The organism is Corynebacterium sp. HMSC27B11, from assembly GCF_001815985.1.
In the GTDB taxonomy this organism is placed as follows: domain Bacteria; phylum Actinomycetota; class Actinomycetes; order Mycobacteriales; family Mycobacteriaceae; genus Corynebacterium.
Map to the genome: position 1 here is coordinate 1 of NZ_KV823540.1, position 20,320 is coordinate 20,320.

A 20,320-nucleotide genomic window follows, 5' to 3' on the forward strand; every position below is an offset into this window, starting at 1 on the left:
CTCCGCCAAGCATGCTCAAGCTTCACGATTTTTGCAACAGAGCCATCACGGGCGAATCCATCCCCGCAGAGAAGAAGGACGGCGACCAGGTCTTCGCCGGCACCTGGCTGCGCAGCGGCGCGCTGCGCGTCGAGGCTGTGGACATCGGCTCGGATACCACCCTGGCCAAGATCATTCACCGCGTCGAGGACGCCCAGGATGACCGCGCGAAAACCCAGACCTTCCTGGAGAAATTCAGCCGCTGGTACACGCCGGCCGTCATGATCGGCGCGATTCTGGTCGGCCTGATCACCCGCAACACGGAGCTCGCCCTGACCCTGCTGGTCATCGGCTGCCCAGGCGCGCTCGTCATCAGTATCCCGGTGTCCATCGTGGCCGGTATCGGGCGCGCGGCCCGCGACGGCATTCTCATCAAGGGTGGCGAGTACCTGGAGCAGGCCGCGAAGGTGGACGCCGTGGTCGTCGACAAGACGGGCACGCTGACCCTTGGCCGCCCGGCGCTGACCGATGTGCGCACCCTGCCGGGTTCGCGCTGGTCGGAAAAGGAAATCCTCCAGATTGCCGCGGACGTGGAGAGCGCCTCCGAGCACCCCCTGGCCGCCGCCATTGTGGAAGGCGCGGTGGACCGGAGCGTGCGTGAGGCCGGATTCGTCGCTGATATTCAGGACGCCGATCCGGTGGTGGCCCAGGGGATCACAGCAACCGTGCCGGGTGTCGGCCGAGTGTCCGTGGGCACTGCCGAGCTGCTGGATGATGCGGCGAGCGGCGTTAATGCCGCCCTGGCAGCGGTGGCCGAGCTCAACGAGCAGGGCAAGACCGCGATGATCGTTGGCGTGGACGGTGCGCCGGCCGGCGTGGTGGCCGTGGCTGACGAGGTACGGCCAGAAGCGCGGCCTGCGGTGGAGGCACTCCACAAGGCCGGGGTGAAGGTCGTCATGGCAACGGGTGATGCCAAACCGGTGGCGCGCAACGTCGCTGCCGAGCTGGGCATCGATGAGTTCCACGCAGGCATGCTGCCCGAGACGAAGGTGGACGTGGTCCGCGGGCTGCAGTCTGAGGGCCACACCGTGGCGATGTTGGGCGACGGCGTGAATGACATGCCCGCGCTAGCCACCGCCGAGATTGGCGTGGCGATGGGCGCGGCCGGGTCGCCGGCAACCATCGAGACCGCGGATATCGCGCTCATGGCCGATCGGCTCACGAGGCTTCCTCAGTCGCTGATCCTGGCCAAGCGCACCGCACGCACCATGCGGGTGAACATCTTCATCGCGCTGGCAACGGTGCTGGTCCTGCTGCTGGGAGTGTTCCTCGGTGGCGTGACCATGGCGGTGGGCATGCTGGTCCACGAGGCGAGCGTGCTGCTGGTCATTGTGATCGCCATGACGCTGCTGCGACCCGTGCGGACCTAAGGCCCGCTGGGCGGGGGCCGGCCCTTTCTGGGCCGGTCGAGGCTTGGACCAGTTTCCTCTGGGCTTCAGCCCTGCTACTCCGGGCGCTCGAAGCGCTCCTGGCGGCCCAAAGTGTGCAGCTGGAGCCACTCGCGGAAGCCGGCGACGTCCTTCCTCTGGACCAGGAAGAACCACGCGAAGCGCGCGTACTCCTGCGGCAGCAACCGCCGCATGCCCGGCTGCGACATGAGGTAACCGCGGTTACGGTACGTGAAGTAGCGCTTGAACTCGCCGTCCGGGTACTGCGTGTGCATGCGCCCGCCGAGGATCGGCTTGAACTCCTCCGAACCATCTGGGTGCGCATAAGCACAGGTCAGGCTCGTGCCGAAGCGTAGGCCGCTGCGGACGATGCGGCGGTGGTATTCGACCTCGTCGCCGCGGATGAACAGCCGATAATCCGGCACGCCGATGATCTCCATCGCGCGGGCGGAAATCAGCGCACCGTTGAAGAGGCTCGCGATGCCGGGCAGGAAGTCCCCCTCGAGTTCGGAGACGCGGCGGCGCCACGTGAGCCCCTGGCGCAGCGGGAAGGCCAGGCGATCCGGGTTGTTGATGTTCGTGACCAGCGGAGATACCTGCGCGAGCTGCTCGCGTTCGGCGACGTCCAGCAGGGTGGCGAGGACGTTCTCGTCGGCGGGGCGGCCGTCGTCGTCGGCGCACCAGATGGCGTCGGCGCCCAGGGCGAGTGCTGCGAGGAAGCCGAGGGCGAAGCCGCCCCCACCGCCCAGGTTCGTGCGGCTGGGCAGGTACATCGGGCGGGGACGTCGCTGGGGGACGTCGCCGGCGGAACCGGACGCGCCGGAGCTGGACGCGGACGTCGACGTCGTGGCGTCGTCGTTGCTGGCGGTGTCGTCGGCGGGGAGGTCGTTGTCGGCTTCGTCGGAGGCCTTCGTGATGGCGGCCCCGACGGTCTGGATCTCCGCGAAACGGCGGGCGGCGATCTCCGCGGAGGCGCGGCGGGACTGCGGTTCGCCGCCGAGCTTCGCGTGGACCAGGGTTTCGACCGCGGGGTCGGCGCCGTTGTCCACGACGATCACCCAATCGGGACGACGGGTCTGCTTGGCCACCATGTCGAGGCTGCGTTCCAGCAGGTCAACGCGGTTGTGGGTGACGATCACGGCGGCGATGGTGCCGCGCGGGTCGATGGCGTAGCGCCCCGGGTTGGGTGCGGTGTGGTCCGTGGCCGGGGTCTGCGGGCCGGTGTGTGAGTGCGGGGCGTGCGGGCCGGCGGTGTTGGTGCCCGAGGATTGGGAGGTGGTGTTGATGGTGCCCTGGGAGCCGGTGATGCGGGCGATAGTGCTGGTGGCAGCGTTTTTGAGTCCTCGGAGCGCGCGTTTCATGGGTGCTACTTTACCCGGTCTGCGTGAGGCCTCTGGCGATGCGCGCCGGGCTGGCGCGTGCCCGCGCCCCTGCCCTGGCGGCTTCGCGGGCTAGCTCGGCTGCCCCGGCGTGGGGCCGAGCATGAGCCCGTGCCCGCGCCCCTGCCCTGGCGTGGGGCCGAGCGTGAGCCCGTGCTCCTTGCACTTCACCCGGTTGCGCTCCACCCCACCCGCACCCGGTTTTGGGCTGTATCGTGTCAGGTTTTGTTTGTTTTGTGGCACGGCACGGCCCAAAACCGCGTTTGTGCGCACCCGGCCATGCGTTTCTCCCGTGTTCCCAACCGTGTGCCCGTGTGCCCGTACGTGCCCCATCCCCTGGCGATGCGCGTCGGGCTGCGCGTGCCCGGCTCCCTGTTCCGGTTTTGGGCTGTAGCGTGTCAGGTTATGTTTGTTTTGTGGCACGGCACGGCCCGAAACCGGGCCGGGAACCTCAGCCTCGAGACTTGTGGCGGATGATGGCGCGCACCCGGTCCAGCACTCGCTCTGGATCGCGCATGCTTCGGGCGCTCAGCCTCAACGGGGTGAGGCCAAGGGCGGTCAGGCGTGTATTCACTTCGGTATCCCATTCGCGCTGGTCGGACGACGAGTGATACGCGCCGTCATAGAAAATCATGAGTCGGGTTTCCCACGAGCCAAGATCAGCAGTCGCAATGGGGCCGTCTGCGTCCGCAATCCGCACCTGGACCTCCAGATCTGGCAGCACAGGTTTGAGAAGAAGACGCAGCCACGTCTCGGGTGGGGAGTCAGCACCGAGCGCACCATGCTTCAGCACTACCTGTTGCACCTCGCGGGAGACGGGGAGCACATCGTTGACCTGGGCGATAAGTTCAGCTGGAGTGAGATTTGTGAAGGTGCACAGGGCGTCGGCTCCTTGAACGATGCGGAGATGGCTGGGTTTGATGCGGGGAAGCTGGGCGCTGTACCAGGTGTGTTTTTGCTGGCAGATGCTAGTTAGGAACTGACTGGCCGCGATCGGTAGCGGAGCCAGCGGTAGGTTCGGCAGGAGTCTGTCGTGACGAATGATGGGCTCGAATGACACCTCCACCGTGCTTCGTCGAGCTTGTCTTGGGTGCTGTGCGCTTTTCCGCGAGCTCGGTGTGATCATCTGAGCCGGCTGACCCTCGTGGAAGTACGGAAATCCCTGTATCGCCAGGGCAGAGATCCCGCCTGCGATCCAGGATGGATGAGCCATGAAATGCCCGCGAACCCGAACATCGTGCGGAAACTCCAGCGGAGGGCGGCTGGCGTGGCGCTCGAGAATCGCAGCTCGTTGCTTCGCGGTTTGGGCCAGTTCCAGAGCGCGAAGAATTTCGGGTGGCTTCGCGAGCCAAGTCTTAAAGGTGCACGGCTCGAAGTATCGATGGAGCATGGTGCGGGTAACCCCAAGCTCTTGCAGCTGTTTCCAGGTGTGGGGCACCTCCTGGTACCTGCGGTTCGTGAAGTTGCTCGGCAATAGCATTGGTCCCCCCGTTTCTTTCGCCGGGCAGCCCGCCGACCAGGTGCGCGGCTATCGCGCGTGGTGAGCAGGGCGCGCTCGCCAGGCTGTCTCACTCCCCACGTGCGCTTGCCTGGCTGTCCCCACGTGTTCGCTCCCCGGGCGTAGCACTCCGGCTAGAGCGCCAGTGAATCCCCCGCAGCGATATCCGCTCAGTGATGTCCCCTGGTAGCCCCTGAGTGTCGGGCCAGTCGAAGTGAATTGCTGTTGGTTTCTTAGCTATTAGACAATCCGGCGGGCGCTTTGGTTCCCGGTCCGGGCAGATGAATGCAGTTTTGGGCCGTCACGTGTCACGTTCTGCCGGTTTTTTGACACGCCACGGCCCAAAACCGGCGTTTGCCCCAAGACAGCCGAAAACCAGCGGTGGATGCCAAGGCGGGGTCAAGGGCTGCCATCATGGCTGCTCCCGCTAACACGGGCAGGTGCGCCCCCGTTTTGGGCCGTCGCGTGTCAGGTTTGGCCTGTTTTGTGACATGGCACAGCCCAAAACCCGTCACGTACCAAGCCCAGCCCCCGTAACCTCGGCCGGTGCGTGTGTCGGCTGCCCGTGCGTGGCGCGGCTATCCGTGTGCCCGGCCCCGGCCCAAGCTCCCGAAACCCCCGGCCCGGCTACCGCCCCAAGTCGCGCAGGACGTTGCGCACGTGCTGCCCAGCCTCGGGCCCCTCGTAGGCCTCCACGACCTCGTCCACCGGCCCAGCCTGACGAATCTCACCGTGGTCAATCCACAGCGCGCTATCGCACAGCTGCGCCAGGAACTCATTGGAGTGCGAAGCGAACACCAGGATGCCCGATCGCTTCACCATCTCAACCAGCCGCGACCGCGCCTTCGCCATGAACGCCGCATCCACGGCACCGATGCCCTCGTCGAGCAGCAGAATCTCCGGATCGATGCTGGTCACCACGCCCAGCGCCAAGCGAATGCGCATACCGGTGGAGTACGTCCGCAGCGGCATCGCGAGGTAATCCCCCAGCTCCGAGAACTCCGCGATCTCATCCATCTTCCGATTCATCGCCTTGCGCGTCTGCCCCAGGAATAGCCCGCGGATAGTGATGTTCTCGTAGCCGGAGATCTCCGGGTCCATGCCCACACCCAGGTCGAACACCGGCGCCACACGCCCGCGCACCACGGCGGACCCGCGTGTTGGCTCGTAAATCCCGGACAGCAACCGCAGCAGCGTGGACTTACCCGCACCGTTGTGCCCGACCAGGCCCACGCGGTCGCCGTCCTGCAGGTGCAGGTTGATGTCCTTCAGCGCCTCCACCATCACGGTGTTGGACTCGTTTCGCCCGATCGCGCCACCGGCCGCACCCAGGAACGTGTGCTTCAGCGACCTGGTCTTCGCGTCGAAGATCGGGAAATCCACGCAGGCGTTGTAGGTGTCGATGCTGATTTGCTGCTTCATTCTTGTTCTTTCTTTTCTTTAGGACGCCAACCCGTTCGCCTTGTTACACCCAGTAGCTAACCCGGAAGCGCCACTTCCGCATGGCCAGCAGGGCAAGGCCCAGGCCCACCACGGTCATGGCGAGAACGATGTACCAGGAGGATGCTTCGACTGGCACGTTGATCATCGGTCCGCGCACGATCTCCAGGTAGTGGTACAGCGGGTTGAGCTTGGCCAGCGCCGCCCGCTCGGCGACCGCGCCACCCTGATCGGTGAGGGTTTGTGCGGTCCACACGATTGGCGTCATATAAAAGGCCAGCTGGACCAGGGACTCGAGCAGCGGGGCGACGTCGCGGAAACGGGTCGCGACGATTCCGAAGAACATGGTCACCCACACACCGTTGATGATGAGCAGCGCGAGCCCCGGCACTGCCAGGAGCACCTCCCACCCGACCGGGATGCGGAAGATCGCGAGCAGCACCAGCCAGATCACGAGGTTGTGCAGCAGGAAGAGGAACTGCCGCCACACGAGCCGGTAGACGTGCACGGATAGGGCGGAGGGCAGCTGCTTGATCAGGCCCTCGTTGGAGATGAAGACCTCCGCGCCCTCCTTGATGCAGCCGGCGATGAAGCCCCACATGATGAGGCCGACGGCGACGTGTGGCAGGAAGACGGCCACGTCGATGCCGAAGAGCTGGGAGTACAGCAGGCCCAGGGCGGCGGCCATCACGCCGGTGGCGATGGTGATCCACAGTGGGCCCAGGACGGAGCGCCGGTAGCGCTGTTTGATGTCCTGCCAGCCGAGGGCGAGCCAGAGCTCACGCTGCTGGAATCCCCGTGTGAGATCGTCCCAGGCGGCGGCGAAGGTTTGCGAGCGCGAAGCTGGGATGTCGCCGTCGTGGGTTGCGGTGATCCTGCTGAGGTCTGTCATGAGTATCGCATTCTAGTAGGAGGCGCGGACACGATTGTTCAAGCGCGCCGGGGTCGGGTCCCGCGGCTCCGCTGTTGCGACCCGCGTCACGCTGCATTTTGCGCTTTGTGCGCAGCGGAATCGCGGTTGTGGTGGCCGGGAGCCCGCGGCTTCGCCCCCCGCGGTAGCGGCCGAACGGCCGCTCTCGGGTTCAGGCTGGATCGCCCTGGGCTTCGGTTGGATCCCCTCGGCTTCTGGGGCGGACGTTGTCAGGGAGCGCTGGTATTGTTTTGGCGTGACGGAGCCCGGGGCCGCCGCGGATGTGGTTGGCCTGGGGTTTCACGGTGGTGCCAATGATCGCTGGTTTTCTACGACGTCAGCGTCTGGTTCCGGTCGGTGTCAGAGTTCGGTGCCAGTGTCCGGTGCTAGCCGCCAGGACATTGCGACGTCAGTGCCCGGTTCCACCAGGTGCCAGCGTGTGGCGTCGCTGCCCGGTAGCTCAGCGCCGCGAGCGCCGGGGGCACGGCGTCGCCTGAGACGCGGAACCACAGCCCCACCGGCACCCCGGCTCATGCCGGTGCCAGTAGTTTTCCAGGAAGGGAGATGGCTTGTTCGACAACGCACGGTTCGACAACCCCAGGGTGCGTGGTCTGTACACCTCCCTTTCCGACGGCTGGGTCTATATGAACGCAGCGACGGACCCGCAGCTACCCGAGCGCGTCTCGGGCGCGGTTTCGCGCGCCTTCCGTTCTGCCCCGCTTGCCGCCCCGATTGAGGAGACCCACGGGGAGCACAGCCGCGCCACGAGCCCCGGCACGCGCATCGGCGAAAGCCACATCAAATCCGCCCGCGTCGCGATCGCTGACCTGGTCGGCGCTCGCCCGGAGCATGTGATCCTGGGCAGCTCCCGGAAGCAGCTGATTACCCAGCTCGCGGAGAGCCTCTCCCGTCGCCTGCGCCTGGGCCGCCAGGTCGTCCTCTCCCGCGTCGACGACGGCGCGAACATCGACCCGTGGCTGCGCGCCGCCGACCTGTACGGCGCGGACGTCCGCTGGGCGGAGGCCGACCTGTCCACGGGCGTCCTCCCCGCCTGGCAGTACACGGAGCTGGTCAGCCCGGAGACCGCGGTCGTCGCGGTGGCAGCCGCGAATGAGCACGTTGGCACGGTTACGGACGTCGCCGCGATCGGCCGGACCGTGCACGCAAAGTCGGACGGCATCTTCGTCGTCGACGCGAACGCCGTCGCCCCGTTCCACGTGATCGATATCGCTGACCTGGGCGCGGACGTCCTGGCGCTGGACGTCGCGACCATCGGCGGTCCGTCGATCGGTGCGCTGGTCTTCCGGTCGGTGGAGCTGATGGGGGAGCTGTTCCCGCACCCGCCGCGCCAGTCCCGCGCCCGCGCGGCGGCCCGTTTCGGTGCTCATAAGGACGTTGCCCCCGGCCCGGGTGGTCTCGCGCTGCGCGGTGCGGTGCACCCGTCGGTGGAGCGCGCCCGCGAGTGGCTGGAGCTGGGCGGATTGAGCGAGGGTCTGCTCGGAGGGGTGTCCGCGGCGGTGGATCACCTGGCGGACCTAGCGTCCGATGCGGAGGGTGACTCCCTGCGGGGGACGCGTCGACGTCGCCTGCGTGGCGCGCTTCCCCTGGCGGAGGACTATGTGCACGGCCTGGCCCGGATGGTGGTTGATGGGCTGCACGGTCTGCCGGGCGCGCATGTCATCGGCCTGGAGGGGGAGTACGAGGAGCACTTCGACTACGACTCGGTGGAGCGCATCCCTCGCTTGAGCTTCTTCATCGATGGGGTGCCGGCGGAGGCGGTGCACGACCGCTTGTTCGCGCAGGGTGTGGTCACCAGTGTGATTCCCCCGGGGGACTCGGAGCTGCTGGAGCAGATGGGGGTTTTCGAGTCCAGCACGGGAGCGGTGTGCGTGGGGCTGAGCGTGCACAACACGGTCGGCGATGTGAATCGCCTGCTCCGCGCGGTCGCGAGCCTGCGCTAGCCGCAGCCTTAGCCGCGCCGGGCTGGGGCGTGGTGGCTCACCCGGCCTCGTTTCAGATCGCCCACGCAGGGCATGCAGGTATTCATGGGTGCGCGGGGCATTCGCGCCCCGCGCCCAGCCCCGTGCCAGCTCCGCCCCCAGGCCTTCCCCCCGCGGCGCCGTAGGCCCCCAGGCACCCTAGCCCTGCGGGACCTCGAAGACCACCTTGCCGGTGACCTCGCCTGCCAACAGTGCCTGGTGGGCCGCGGCGGCGTCCTGAATGGGGACGGTGCGGTCGATGTGGTGGCTGATCTTCCCGCTTTCGAGCAGGGGCCACATCTCCTCGAGCGTGCCGCGCACGATGCGGGCCTTATCCTCTGCGTCGCGGTAGCGCAGCCCCGTCGCGGAGATCGTGCCGCGCTTGTTGAGCAGGCGGGCGATGTTGAGCTCGCCCTTCACCCCGCCCTGCATGCCGATGATCACCATGCGGCCGTCCATCGCCAGGGCCTTGACGTTGGAGTCCAGGTATTTCGCGCCGATGATGTCGAGGATGACGTCCGCGCCGCCGAGCTCCCGCAGCACCTCCGCGAAGTCTTCCTCCTTGTAGTTGATCAGCGTGTCCGCGCCGTAGCGGCGGCACACGTCGAGCTTCGCCTGGCTGCCTGCGGTTACCGCGACCTTCGCGCCGATGGCATGGGCGTACTGCGTGGCGAAGAGGCCGATGCCCCCGCCGCCGCCGTGGAACAGAGCGCGCTCGCCTTCGCGCAGCCCCGCGATGTCCGCAACATTTGACCACACGGTGCACGCGACCTCCACGACGCTGGCGGCCTCCGCGAGGCTGTAACCCTTCGGGATCGGCATCAGCTGACCTGTGGGGACGGCCGCGTGCGTGGCGTAACCGCCACCGCTGAGCAGGACGGCGACCTCCTCGCCCTCCTGCCACGGGGTGCCGTCTGCCTTCGTCGCGCCGTTCGGATTTTCGACGACGCCGGCGGCCTCCAAACCGATCGTCTCCGTCACGCCCTTTGGCGGCGGGTAGTGCCCCTGGGCTTGCAGGGTGTCGGCACGGTTGAGCCCGGCGTAGTGGATGCGGATCAGGGCCTCGCCCTCGGCGGGTTGGGGCTTGTCGATGGCCTGCCACTCGAGGGAGCTGGGGTCCTTCGGGTCGGTTTGGATGATGGAGTGGGCGGTGTTTGTGCTGGTGGAAGTCATGGCGCCCAGCCTAGCAACGGCTGCAGACACGGGCTCCGGATTCCGTCGATGCCCTTGTGCTGGCTAGGTGCGCGTGCCAGTTTGTGCCCGCTAATTGCCCAATTTTTGCCCAATCTGTCGGGGGTGTGCCCGTTGTTTGCTCAATATGCCCCCAGCTCCGCATGATGGCGGCGCCCGTCGGGAAGTACCGACGCCCTCGTGCGTTGGGCAGTTTTTCGTGCGCTAGCAGGAACTTTGGGAGCCGAGGCAGGCAGCAAAAACGCAAGCGGTGCAGCATGCGAAAATCCCCAGGTAGCTGGTGCTACCTGGGGATCTCTATCAGCGGAAGTAGAGGGATTTGAACCCCCGGATGGTTGCCCATCGCTGGTTTTCAAGACCAGTGCATTCGGCCGCTCTGCCATACTTCCGTGCGCGGGTTAGCTTACCCGGTGCCCCTTTAAACCGCACACGGAACTGTGCCACGCCTGGCCCATCGGGGCATCGGGTCGCGCTGGAGGGGCCAACTTGGTGACTCTTACTGGTTTTGGGCTGTGCTGTGTCACGTATCGGGCAAAACCTGACACGCGACGGCCCAAAACGCTTCTTGCTCGTCCGGCAGGCCGACGCGCGGGTTCGGGCCAAGTTGGTGAGCGTGGCGGTGGGGGAGTTGGGGCCATCCCGGGGCATGACTGGTTTTGGGCTGTGCCGTGTCGCGTAACGGGGGAATTCTGACACGCTACGGCCCAAAACGTTTCTCGCTGGCCCAAACGCTACGGGCCCGCCGAAACCAGTCCCGCGCCAGGCGGCGCTGAGGCCGGCCAGCAAACGAGCACGAGCTCGCTCTAGGCCAGGACCTTCGATTCCGCGATGCCCTCGTCCATGCGCCGGTTGTAACCGTCCAGCCCCTTGCGCAGCACCAGACCCAGCAGCAGCGCCGGCAGGATAAACACCAGCAGCCCCAGGATGTCCAGCCAGTAATCGCCCTGGTAGATCCCCGCGATGGAGGCGCGGAACGCCCGGATCGCGTACGTCGCTGGCAGGAATGGGCTCATGGACTGGAACCAGCCCGGCAGCAGCTCCAGCGGGTACGCGCCACCCGCGCCCGAGACCTGGAACACCAGCAGCAGCACGCCCAGCGCCTTACCCGCGTTACCGAAGGAGATCACCAGCGTGTACACCACCAGCATGAACACCATGGAGCTCAGCCAGCAGGCCAGCGTAAACAGGAACGGATGCTCAGGCTCGATACCCACGAAGAAGATCAACCCGGCTGCCATCAGCAGGCTCTGCACCGTGCCGATCAACGCGAAGATCCCGAACCGGCCCAGGTAGGCCTGCGCGCGGCTGTAGCGCTCCGGATCCAGCGCGTCCTCGGTCTCCTCCCCGCGCTCGGAGATGCGCGTGTGCACCACGACGGAGGTGATCAGCGCGCCGACCCACAGCGCCAGCGCGCCGTACAGCGGGGTCATGCCCGTGCCGAAGCTATTCACCTCGTTCAGCGGTTCGCGCTTCACGGCCGTGGGGTTGGCCATGTGCTGCGCCAGCAGGCTCGGGTCATTGCCGATCATCCGCGCCAGGCGGGAAAGATCGCCCGTCTCGCCGGCCCGTTTGATCTCCTTCGCCAGCTTGTCCGCGTCACCCGCGCGCTGGTTCAGCTTCTCCGACAGCTCCGCGGTGGCTGCCTGCATCGACCCCAGCGAGTCCGCGAGCGACGCGTCCCCGAGCGTGCCCTTCGCCCGCTGCAGGTCCGCCTTCACGCCCTTCACGCTCTGGCTGAGCTGCTGCACGGAGTCTCCCAGCTTTGCCAGCTGGGGCTGCAGGTCGTTCGCGTAGCTGTTCTTGGCCTTATCGACGGCAGCCACGGCGGTCGCGATCGCGGACTTACTGTCCTTGCGTGCCTGCTCCATGGACGTCTTCCCGGAGCGCAGGTCCTTCGCGGAGCGACGGAAGGTGTCCCGCAGCTCGGTGGTCCGCGCGATAGATTCGTCGATGTTGTTCAGTACCCGGTGGTACGCCGGCTTCGCGGGGATCGGCAGTGCTGGGGCCACGCGGGCCTCCAGCGTGTTGCGCAGGTCGTTCAGCCCGTCCAGCTGCGCGTCGAAGCGGTCAGCCATCCGGTCCAGCGCGTTCGCGGAGGTCTCCGGGCTGTTGTTCGCGCGCCCGAAGACCCGGTCGATGCTGTTTCCCACCGCGTTGTAGCTGTCGCTGGTTGCCTGCAGGGACACGCTCAGGGACGACGCCGCCCCGGCGAAGGTTCGGCCCAGGTTGGCCAGCGCTTCGTCGCCCGCGCCGGAAGCCCCGCCCGAGCTGCCGGAGCCGCCGGTTCCGCTCAGGTTGAGGGCATCCATTTGGGCGCCTGCGGAGTCGGTGATGCGCTCGGCGCTTTGGGCCAGCGGGATCGTGGATTCCACCAGGGAGGACAGCGAGGACACGGAGTTGCTGCCCTGCCGCAGCTGGCGGGCCACCCCGTCGACGCTGGACTCCATGCGGTTGAGCACGGCCTTCGTGTCCCCGTCGGTGAGCACCTTATTGAGGTCGGTGACCAGCCCCAGGCCGACGTTGTTGACGACCTCAGAGAAGGACTCGTTGATCTGGTCGATCGCGCCGGTGGCCGCCTGCTCGGTGATCATCGGGGCCAGCGAGTTCTTCTTCTGGTTCGTGTACATCGTCAGCTCCGTGGGTTCGGTGCCGGCGATGTAGAAGGTCATCAAGTCCTTGGAGAAACTCGACGGCAGCACGATGCTGGCGTAGTACTCGCCGGAGCGGGTGCCGTCGAGGGCGTCCTCCTTGGTGGTGATGATCCAGTCGATCTGCTTATTCAGACTGAGCTGGGCCAGCACCTGCTCGCCCAGGTTGAGATTCACCTGCGCGAGATCGGTGTCGTGGCCCTCGTCTTCGCTGCTCACAGCGATTTTGAGCTCGTCGGTGTTGTCGAAGGGGTTCCAGCTGGCGAGCACGTTGAACACGGTGAAGACCAGCGGAACCACGGTGAGCCCGAAAAGCACGATCATGGTGATGACGTTCTTGCGGGCGGACCGGAGGTCGTGGCGCAGGATTTCGCGGATCTTGCTCATTAGTTCTCGCCCTCCTGCTTCTCGACGTCACTGTTCCCGCCGTTATCTCCATCGGCAGGCTCGCCGCCGTCGGCGGCCGCATCGCCGCCCCCGGCCTTATCGGCATGGGCGCGGGCGAGGTGTTCTTCGTGCTCATCATCAAAGGTATAGGCACTGGAGCCGGCCGCCTGGGTGGCGGCCACGTACTTCAGCTCGGCGCTATCCAGGTTGCTCAGCTCCTGGGCGTGCAGGTAGCTCTGGCCGGTGTACTCCCGCGCACCGATGATGAAGATGATCAGCAGCGCCCAGGCGATACCGATTGCGAAGATTGCGGCGCGCTCGGTGTCGAAGACGGCGTTGACCACGCCCAGCACCGCGAGACCGATCAGCCCGATGATGGCCGTTCGGCCGATCTGCTTCGGGGTGTCCCTCAGCACCTTCGCCGTGCGTTCCTCGGTGAACTCGTTGAATTGCTCGTGGTTGTTCAGTGCGTGGATGACATCCGCCATCCGGTAGCCGGAACCGACCACCTGAACCTTGTCGGAGACCAGCAGGCCGGAACGGGCGAGCTGCTGGTTCAGGATCAGGTTCACGTGCGACAGGCGTCGTCGGGCGACCATGCCCACGAACAGGAAGGCCAGGGACATCAGCCCCAGCACCCCGAGCGCCTGCCAGTAGTGGGAGCCGTAGAAGCCGCCGATGGTTTCGCGGGCGGCGTCGATGCCGTAGGTCATCGGCAGCAAGGGGTGCACGATCTTGAAGAAGTCGGGCGTCATCTCGATGGGGTAGAGCCCGGAAGCACCCGGGATCTGGATGAAGGCCATACCCACCGCCAGGCCACGGCCGATGTGACCCAGCGCGGAGACAAGCCCGTAGATCACCCCGAGGTATCCCAGCCCGACCAACACATTTGTGAGCGTGTACAGCGTTGGGCTGACGGTCTGCACGCCGATCAGCAGGTTACCGATGGATACGATCACAGCCTGACCCACCACGAAGGCTGCGAGCAGCAGGAAGCGTCCCCAGAAGGCCTGGCTGACACTCACGCGGCGGGCCCTCTTACCCAGGTCCTCGGTGTCCACCTCCACGCGGAAGATGACGACCATCACGAACGCGCCGATCCACAGCGTCAGGTTCGTGAACAGGGCGGCCATTCCGGAGCCGTAGCTCTTCACCGGGTACATCGGCTCGTTGACCAGCGTGGCCGGGGTGGCCATGAACTGCCCGATGTCCTCGGAGTTCAGCCCGCGGACCGTGCGGAAGGCCTCGTCGTCGCCGAGGCGCAGGGCCAGGACGTCCGTCTTCGCGTTCTCGACCCCGTCCCGCAGGCTGCTGAGGTTGCCCTTGAAGTCATCAATGACGTCGGTCGTGGCGCCGATCTGCCGATCCACGCCGTCCAGGACGTTCGAGGCCTCCCCCAGCAGGGACTGCTGGGAGCTCAAGGACCCGGAGAAGGAGCCGGTGGCCGCGCTCAGCCGGTTGATCGCCCGGTTGAGCTTGGGCAGCGTATCGCCCGTTGTGCTGTTCAGTCCCTTCGCGGAGTCCCGCGCGGCGGCTGCGGCCTGAGTCAGTTCCTCGGAGCTGTTCCGCAGCACCTTGGCGGTTTCGCTGGTGCTTTTGCCCGCGGCGTTGAGGTCTGCGAGCAGTTTCCGGTTGGCGTCGTTGCTGCGCTGCAGGTCGTCGATGGTGGAGTTGAGCTGGCCAGCGATGGCCGGGCTCACGCCCGCGGCGCCCATCAGGCCGCGGAGCTGCGCGATATTGCGGTCCCCGAGGTCGACGAGTTGGGTGGTCTGCTCGCTGGCGGCGGCGATCTGTCGGCCGGCCTGCTCGGCGGCGCTGCTGACCCCGGCGACGGAGGAGTTCGCGGCGGCCGTGCCCTCAGCCAGGGCGGCAGTGCCCTGGGCGTAGGCGTCACCGGCGGAATCGGAGAAGTCCGCGACCATGCGCTGCACGATCGCGACGGACTTATCGACCTCCGCGAGGGTGGACTTGGCGTCCTCAAGGGTGCCGTGAGCGGAGTTCAGAGCATCCTTGGTGGCGGCGATGGTGGGGCGGGCGCCGACCACGCGCCCCTTCATTTTGTCCAGGGATTCCTGGCCCTCGTCCAGTGTCGCGAGGGTGTCGTCCAGCCCGGTGACGGCCTTGTTCTTGCTGTTGTCGAGCCGCCCGGAGATGCTGTTGCCCTTTTCCCGGACCTTCTTCGACGCCGTCTCGCCCAGCTGCTTTTTGAAGGAGCTGGTGATCTGGTCGTTGATCGCTGATGCGCCCGCATCGGTGATCAATGGGGCGACGGCGCTGAGCTTCTCGTTCGGCCGGTAGATCAGCTGCGGCTGGCTATAGGTTCCCTGAAATGTGGAAAGGAGATCCCGGGAGAAACGTTCGGGGATCTCGATGCTGCTGAAGACGTCGCCACGCGCGAGGGCGTGATCAGCCTCGGATTTGGACATGAATTGCCAGCCGAGCTCGTCGTTTTCCTTGAGCTCGGCGACGACTTCGTTGCCGATGTTCAGCGACCCCGTGAGCGGCGATGACGCGCCGCGATCTTCGTTGACGACGGCCACCTTGATGTTTTCGGTGTTGCCGTAGGGGTCCCAGAAAGCTGCGACGTTCACCCAGGAGTAAAGCGCGGGAGTGATCATGACTCCGATGAGAATGACCCACACTTTACGGACACTCACGAGACGCTTGAGGTCTCGAATAAAGATCTTCCAGGCGGTGTTCACCACGTGACCGTACCATTTTCGGGGGCAGTTGAGCACTCGCTTCGGACCCGAGGAGGGAAGTGCGCAGCGCCAAGCGCTGGAGAGATGCGTTGGGCGGGCAATTAGGTTCAACTGGGCGCTGAGGCGGCGCCCCCGCAGCGGACCTAGATCGGGAGGATGCGGGTGATCGCGCCCAGCTCGTTCAGTTCCGTGGCGGCGGCCCGACCCGGCCCTTCGCCCCGTGGCGGGCGGTAGGCCAGCGGGGACCCGACCTCGGCCCGGCTAAGGACTCGCCAGCGCAGGAACTCGTGGGCCACCTCGCGCCGGGCGATATGGGTGAGCCACAGTTGCCGGCCCACGAGCGCGGTGGCTCCCGACTCGAAGCTCAGTATGTACTCTCGGCCGCCTAGCTGGCTGTGCTGCAGGCCCCCTAGCGAGCGCATGCCTTCCGGTTGAGCTGGCAGATCCAGCACCGTGATGCGGCGCACCAGGCCCAAGCGGTGCTCGGAGCCCTGCGCACTGCGCAGCCGAAGGGGCTCGCCGGGGCGGCAGCGCAGCACGGCCTCGTACTCCCACATCACCGGTTGCATCAGGGAAGCCGAAGGAGGGGCTGAGCCGCGCTGGTTCCGCCGTCCCCCGCGGCGGGATGCGCCAGACCGACCACCACGGCTGGATGCGGCGGGGCGGGCGTCCGGAACGGGGAATCGCGCCGGGCGAATCACGACCCAGCCGCCGCCGATTGTGGCGATCCGCTCCGGAGCTCCGGCGTTTGCCGCTAGCTCGACGCGTGCCAGCTGCTGGGCCTCGGGGGAGGCTCCGCCGCGTGGAAGCGTGGTGGCATCCCCAGTGCTTGCAGCAACGTTTGCGGCCGCAGCGCCGTCCCCAGAAGCGCCCCCATCGCCGTCCCCATTGTCATCTCCAGCGCCAGCCCGGACCGGCTCAAAAGACCACGGATGCACCGCCAGTTCGGCCTGCAGGGCCGCGAGCAGCTCCTCATCCGAAGAATTACGGGCCACCCCCAGTGGCTCCAGGCGGGCGAAGAACTCCGCGAAAGATAACTCCGGTTGCGCCTCCCACGCCTGCTGCAGCACCTGCATGACCCCGGGAATCCGAGTGGGATCTTTCATCAATACCTCTTAATGCCGAGCGTTCAGGGGGAGACGTCCTAAAAATATGGGGGGCGAACAGGAAGCTATCCGACACACGGTGCCCGGGAAATTTTCATTAATGCTGAACATAGCCGACAATAGGGGTGAAAACCGGCAGCGCAACAACCGGCTACCGGTTGATCCACCTCACGAACACGGCCTAGCCACGTCGCTAGCCCAGATAAGAATGGGGGAGCTGATGAGCGCACCCAAGAATCGCGATTCGGAAAACACCGTGGTCGAACGCGATGCACAGGACACCGGCACCACGGCCACCGCGACCACCGCGGACGCGCCCGCCCCGGAGCAGAAGGTCGACGCCGACCTCATCACCGAGCGCGCCGAGCAGGAGCAGAAGGCCCGCCGCCGCGCCGTCATCGGCCTGTTCGTGGGCGTCCTGCTCGCCATCCTCGTCTACGCAATCTTCCCGGCCGATGCCGCGGATGCCGTGAACAAGGCGTACCCGGACGCGGAGAAGGGCCCCTTCGACGCCGACGCGCTGCGCATCACCGCGGCGATCGCCGTCCTGATGGGCACCTGGTGGATGACCGAGGCACTGCCGCTGGCAGCCACCGCACTCGTACCGCTCGTGGCCTTCCCGATCCTGGGTGTGGTGCCGTTTAAGGAGGTCTCGCCCTCCTACGCCAACCCCACGATCTTCCTGTTCATGGGCGGATTCATCCTCGCTCTCGGCATGCAGCGCTGGAACCTGCACCGCCGCCTCGCGCTGCGCGTCGTGACCCTGGTGGGCACGAAGCCGAAGCAGATGGTGCTGGGCTTCATGATCGCCACCGGCTTCATGTCCATGTGGGTCTCCAACACCGCGACCGCCGTGGTGATGCTGCCGATCGGTATGTCCGTGCTGGGGCTGACCGCCGACATGGTGGGTGGCTTCTCGAAGCAGAAGAAGTTCTCGACCGCCCTGATGCTGGGTATCGCCTACTCCGCCTCCATCGGTTCGCTGGGCACCATCATCGGCACCCCGCCGAACACCCTGATGGTTGCCTACCTGCAGGAATCCCACGACATCCACATCGGTTTCGGCCAGTGGATGCTGGTCGGTGTGCCGATGGCTGCCGTGTTCATGGTGCTGGCCTGGCTCGTGCTGATCACCGTGTTTAAGCCGGAGATGGACCAGATCCCGGGTGGCCGTGAGCTCATCCAGGATGAGCTGGAGAAGATGGGTGCGATGTCCCGCGCGGAGAAGACCGCCGGCTCCATCTTCCTGCTCGCCGCCCTGGCGTGGGTCTTCGTCCCGGTCATCTCCGACTGGGCCGGTTGGGAGCACAACATCGACGACGCCACCATCGCCATCACCGCCGCGATTCTGATGTACATGCTGCCGGCGGATGGTTCCGGTAACCGCGTCATGGACTGGGAGCACTCCAAGGAAATTCCGTGGGGCGTGCTGCTGCTCTTCGGCGGTGGCCTGGCGCTGAGCTCCATGTTCGACAAGTCCGGCCTCTCCCTGTGGATCGGTGAGGTCGCCCGTGGCCTGGGTGGTCTGCCGATCGTGCTGCTGATCGCCGCGACGGCCATCGTCATCCTGGTTCTGACGGAGTTCACGTCCAACACGGCGACGGCCGCGGCCTTCCTCCCGATCATGGGTGGCGTGGCCGTCGGTACGGGCCTGACCGCGGGCAACGACATGAACGTCCTGCTGCTGACGATCCCGGTCGCCCTGGCTGCAACCTCCGCGTTCATGCTGCCGGTCGCGACGCCGCCGAACGCGATCGCCTACGGCTCTGGCTATGTTCGCATCGGCGACATGGTGCGCGGTGGCCTGTGGCTGAACCTCTTGGGCATCATCCTCATCACCATCGTGACTTTCGCGCTGGCGGTGCCGGTCTTCGGGCTGACGCTGTAGCTCGTTAAAAGGAAAGAGCGCGCCACCGGGGCAGGTGGCGCGCTCTTTGTCGTTGGGGGTGGGGGTTGGGCCGCGGCTGACCCGTAGCGTGGGGCGGTTCCGAACCGGCGCCTAGAGCTGGGCCAGGGCGCGGCGCAGCGCCGGGATCAGCTCCTCAGTTTCCGTCTCATCGGTCACCGTGATGCGCACGCCCTCGCCGACGAAGCAGCGGGTGAGGATGCCCTCCTCCTTCATCGCAGCCTCCAGGGCTTCGGCCTTCTCGCCGACGGGCAGCCACACGAAGTTCGCCTGCGAAGGCACCTGGAGCTCCTCGGGCAGCGACTCGGTGACGCGCTCGCGCTGGTTGATCGTCTCCGTCACCCTCTGCTGCAACTGCTGCTGTGCCTCTTCACCGATGCTCTCCAGGCCCGCGACCTGGGCCAGCGCGTTGACACCGAAGGGGATCGCGACCTTCAGCAGCGCTTCGACGAACTCCTCGGAGCCGGCCAGGTAGCCCAGGCGCACGCCCGCCAGGCCATAGGCCTTGGAGAAGGTGCGGCATACTGCTACGTTCGGGAAATGCGCCATCAGTGCCAGCCCGTTCACGCTGGCAGCGAAGCCCTCGCCCGGAACATCGGCGCCCTCACCCGTGTCCCCAGCCAGCCCGGAGCGGTCGTATTCGATATATGCCTCGTCCAGCACCACCTGGACGTCCTCCGGCACCTGCTCCAAGAACTCCGCCAGCTTTACCTGCGGCACAACCGTGCCCGTGGGGTTATTCGGGTTGCACACGAAGATCAGCTTCGTGCGCTCTGTGACCGCGGCGAGCATGGCATCCAAATCAACGCGGTAGTCACTGCTCAGCGGCACCGCGACCGGCCGAGCGCCCGCGATCTGCGCGAGGATCGGGTAGGCCTCGAAACTGCGCCAGGGGAACACGACCTCGTCGCCGTTTTGGCAGGTGGCCTGGATGGCCTGCAGGCACAGGGCGCTCGACCCGTTGCCCACCGCGATATTCTCCGCCGTGAGCTCCGGCGCCCCCGGCGTGCGGGACAACCACTCCGCGAGCTCGCCGCGCAGCGCTGCGACACCCATATCCGGGTAGCGGTTCAGCCCCGCCGCCGCTTTCGCCACCGCTTCCTGGACGGCGGGCAGGGGCGCGGCAGCCGTCTCATTAGAGGCCAGGCGCAGCGCATCCGGCAGCGCCTTTCCCGGGACGTAGGCGGGCAGTTTGGAGAGATCGGAACGTACCATGCCTGGCATCGTACTCCGCCGGAATGCCTGGTCGGCGGCGTTTGTCTGCCTAACGCCCGTTGTGTATGCTTGAAAATCGTCTAGTCAGGCGGGTTCGCCCTGTCCTGATCAGATGCTGGAGACGTGCCAGAGTGGCCGATTGGGGCTCCCTGCTAAGGAGTTGTCTGCATTGCGCGGACCGGAGGTTCGAATCCTCTCGTCTCCGCTCTTCAACAAGGCTGTTCGCTGATGAGCTGCCGAAACCTTCGAGGTTTCAAGCTGCCCAGTTCTTGTGGTGAGGCGCTGGGGTTTTCAGCTTCGGACAGTGTTGTGGGGCGTGTGGTGCGCCTGTGGTGGTCCGAGTGGATTGTGCCGTCGCGTGGCCTTGTTGGAGTACTGCGCCCGTAGCTCAACGGATAGAGCATCTGACTACGGATCAGAAGGTTAGGGGTTCGAATCCCTTCGGGCGCACTCTTATGACAGCGTCGTCGCTGCCCAGGTGGGTGGCCACGGCGCTGTTTTCGGGTTAAGGGTCAAAATGTGTGTCTGGCTC

The 20,320-nt window shown here is 66.2% G+C and carries 12 protein-coding genes and 3 tRNA genes; 5 read left to right on the forward strand and 10 right to left on the reverse strand.

The window, feature by feature from the left end:
• Positions 1 to 1,409 (forward strand): heavy metal translocating P-type ATPase (locus HMPREF3097_RS02125; RefSeq protein ID WP_141759482.1); only part of this gene is annotated, 1,409 nt, incomplete at its 5' end.
• A 74-nt stretch (positions 1,410 to 1,483) separates the two neighbouring features.
• Here the strand turns inward: HMPREF3097_RS02125 and HMPREF3097_RS02130 are convergent.
• From HMPREF3097_RS02130 to HMPREF3097_RS02145, 4 genes are all read right to left on the reverse strand, one after another.
• Complete coding sequence (locus HMPREF3097_RS02130) at positions 1,484 to 2,788, reverse strand: galactofuranosyltransferase GlfT1 (protein WP_070760599.1); 1,305 nt, start codon at positions 2,786 to 2,788, stop codon at positions 1,484 to 1,486.
• A gap of 469 nt (positions 2,789 to 3,257) precedes the next feature.
• Positions 3,258 to 4,280, reverse strand: a complete 1,023-nt coding sequence (locus HMPREF3097_RS02135) for an endonuclease domain-containing protein (protein WP_246821200.1) — start codon at positions 4,278 to 4,280, stop codon at positions 3,258 to 3,260.
• Positions 4,281 to 4,931: 651 nt separating this feature from the next.
• Positions 4,932 to 5,726 (reverse strand): galactan export ABC transporter ATP-binding subunit Wzt/RfbE, encoded by a 795-nt coding sequence (locus HMPREF3097_RS02140; RefSeq protein ID WP_070760601.1) that lies wholly within the window; start codon positions 5,724 to 5,726, stop codon positions 4,932 to 4,934.
• A gap of 43 nt (positions 5,727 to 5,769) precedes the next feature.
• Positions 5,770 to 6,636, reverse strand: coding sequence for a galactan export ABC transporter permease subunit Wzm/RfbD (locus tag HMPREF3097_RS02145; RefSeq protein ID WP_070760602.1), 867 nt, complete (start codon positions 6,634 to 6,636; stop codon positions 5,770 to 5,772).
• A gap of 662 nt (positions 6,637 to 7,298) precedes the next feature.
• Here HMPREF3097_RS02145 and HMPREF3097_RS02150 point away from each other — a divergent pair.
• Complete coding sequence (locus HMPREF3097_RS02150) at positions 7,299 to 8,615, forward strand: aminotransferase class V-fold PLP-dependent enzyme (protein ID WP_070760614.1); 1,317 nt, start codon at positions 7,299 to 7,301, stop codon at positions 8,613 to 8,615.
• 177 nt (positions 8,616 to 8,792) lie between these two features.
• Here HMPREF3097_RS02150 and HMPREF3097_RS02155 read toward each other — a convergent pair whose 3' ends face one another.
• From HMPREF3097_RS02155 to HMPREF3097_RS02175, 5 genes are all read right to left on the reverse strand, one after another.
• Positions 8,793 to 9,806 (reverse strand): NAD(P)H-quinone oxidoreductase, encoded by a 1,014-nt coding sequence (locus tag HMPREF3097_RS02155; RefSeq protein ID WP_070760604.1) that lies wholly within the window; start codon positions 9,804 to 9,806, stop codon positions 8,793 to 8,795.
• A 322-nt stretch (positions 9,807 to 10,128) separates the two neighbouring features.
• Positions 10,129 to 10,213: transfer RNA gene (locus HMPREF3097_RS02160), tRNA-Ser, on the reverse strand.
• Positions 10,214 to 10,627: 414 nt separating this feature from the next.
• On the reverse strand, positions 10,628 to 12,859 hold the full coding sequence (locus HMPREF3097_RS02165; protein ID WP_070760606.1) for a YhgE/Pip domain-containing protein: 2,232 nt from the start codon (positions 12,857 to 12,859) through the stop codon (positions 10,628 to 10,630).
• Positions 12,859 to 15,597, reverse strand: a complete 2,739-nt coding sequence (locus tag HMPREF3097_RS02170; RefSeq protein ID WP_070760608.1) for a YhgE/Pip domain-containing protein — start codon at positions 15,595 to 15,597, stop codon at positions 12,859 to 12,861. The genes HMPREF3097_RS02165 and HMPREF3097_RS02170 overlap by 1 nt, the downstream gene beginning before the upstream one ends.
• 107 nt (positions 15,598 to 15,704) lie before the next feature.
• Positions 15,705 to 16,667, reverse strand: a complete 963-nt coding sequence (locus HMPREF3097_RS02175; protein ID WP_246821204.1) for a hypothetical protein — start codon at positions 16,665 to 16,667, stop codon at positions 15,705 to 15,707.
• A 220-nt stretch (positions 16,668 to 16,887) separates the two neighbouring features.
• On the opposite strand from HMPREF3097_RS02175, the gene HMPREF3097_RS02180 reads away from it, so the two are divergent.
• Positions 16,888 to 18,555 carry an SLC13 family permease gene (locus tag HMPREF3097_RS02180; protein WP_246821206.1) on the forward strand — a complete coding sequence of 556 codons (1,668 nt, stop codon included), beginning with the start codon at positions 16,888 to 16,890 and terminating at the stop codon, positions 18,553 to 18,555.
• A 111-nt stretch (positions 18,556 to 18,666) separates the two neighbouring features.
• Here the strand turns inward: HMPREF3097_RS02180 and HMPREF3097_RS02185 are convergent, their stop codons facing one another.
• Positions 18,667 to 19,797: a histidinol-phosphate transaminase gene (locus tag HMPREF3097_RS02185; protein ID WP_070760610.1), complete on the reverse strand. Its 1,131-nt coding sequence runs from the start codon at positions 19,795 to 19,797 to the stop codon at positions 18,667 to 18,669.
• 108 nt (positions 19,798 to 19,905) lie between these two features.
• Between HMPREF3097_RS02185 and HMPREF3097_RS02190 the strand changes: the two genes are divergently transcribed.
• A tRNA-Ser gene (locus HMPREF3097_RS02190) sits at positions 19,906 to 19,993 on the forward strand.
• A 172-nt stretch (positions 19,994 to 20,165) separates the two neighbouring features.
• A tRNA-Arg gene (locus HMPREF3097_RS02195) sits at positions 20,166 to 20,238 on the forward strand.
• Positions 20,239 to 20,320: the final 82 nt, after the last annotated feature.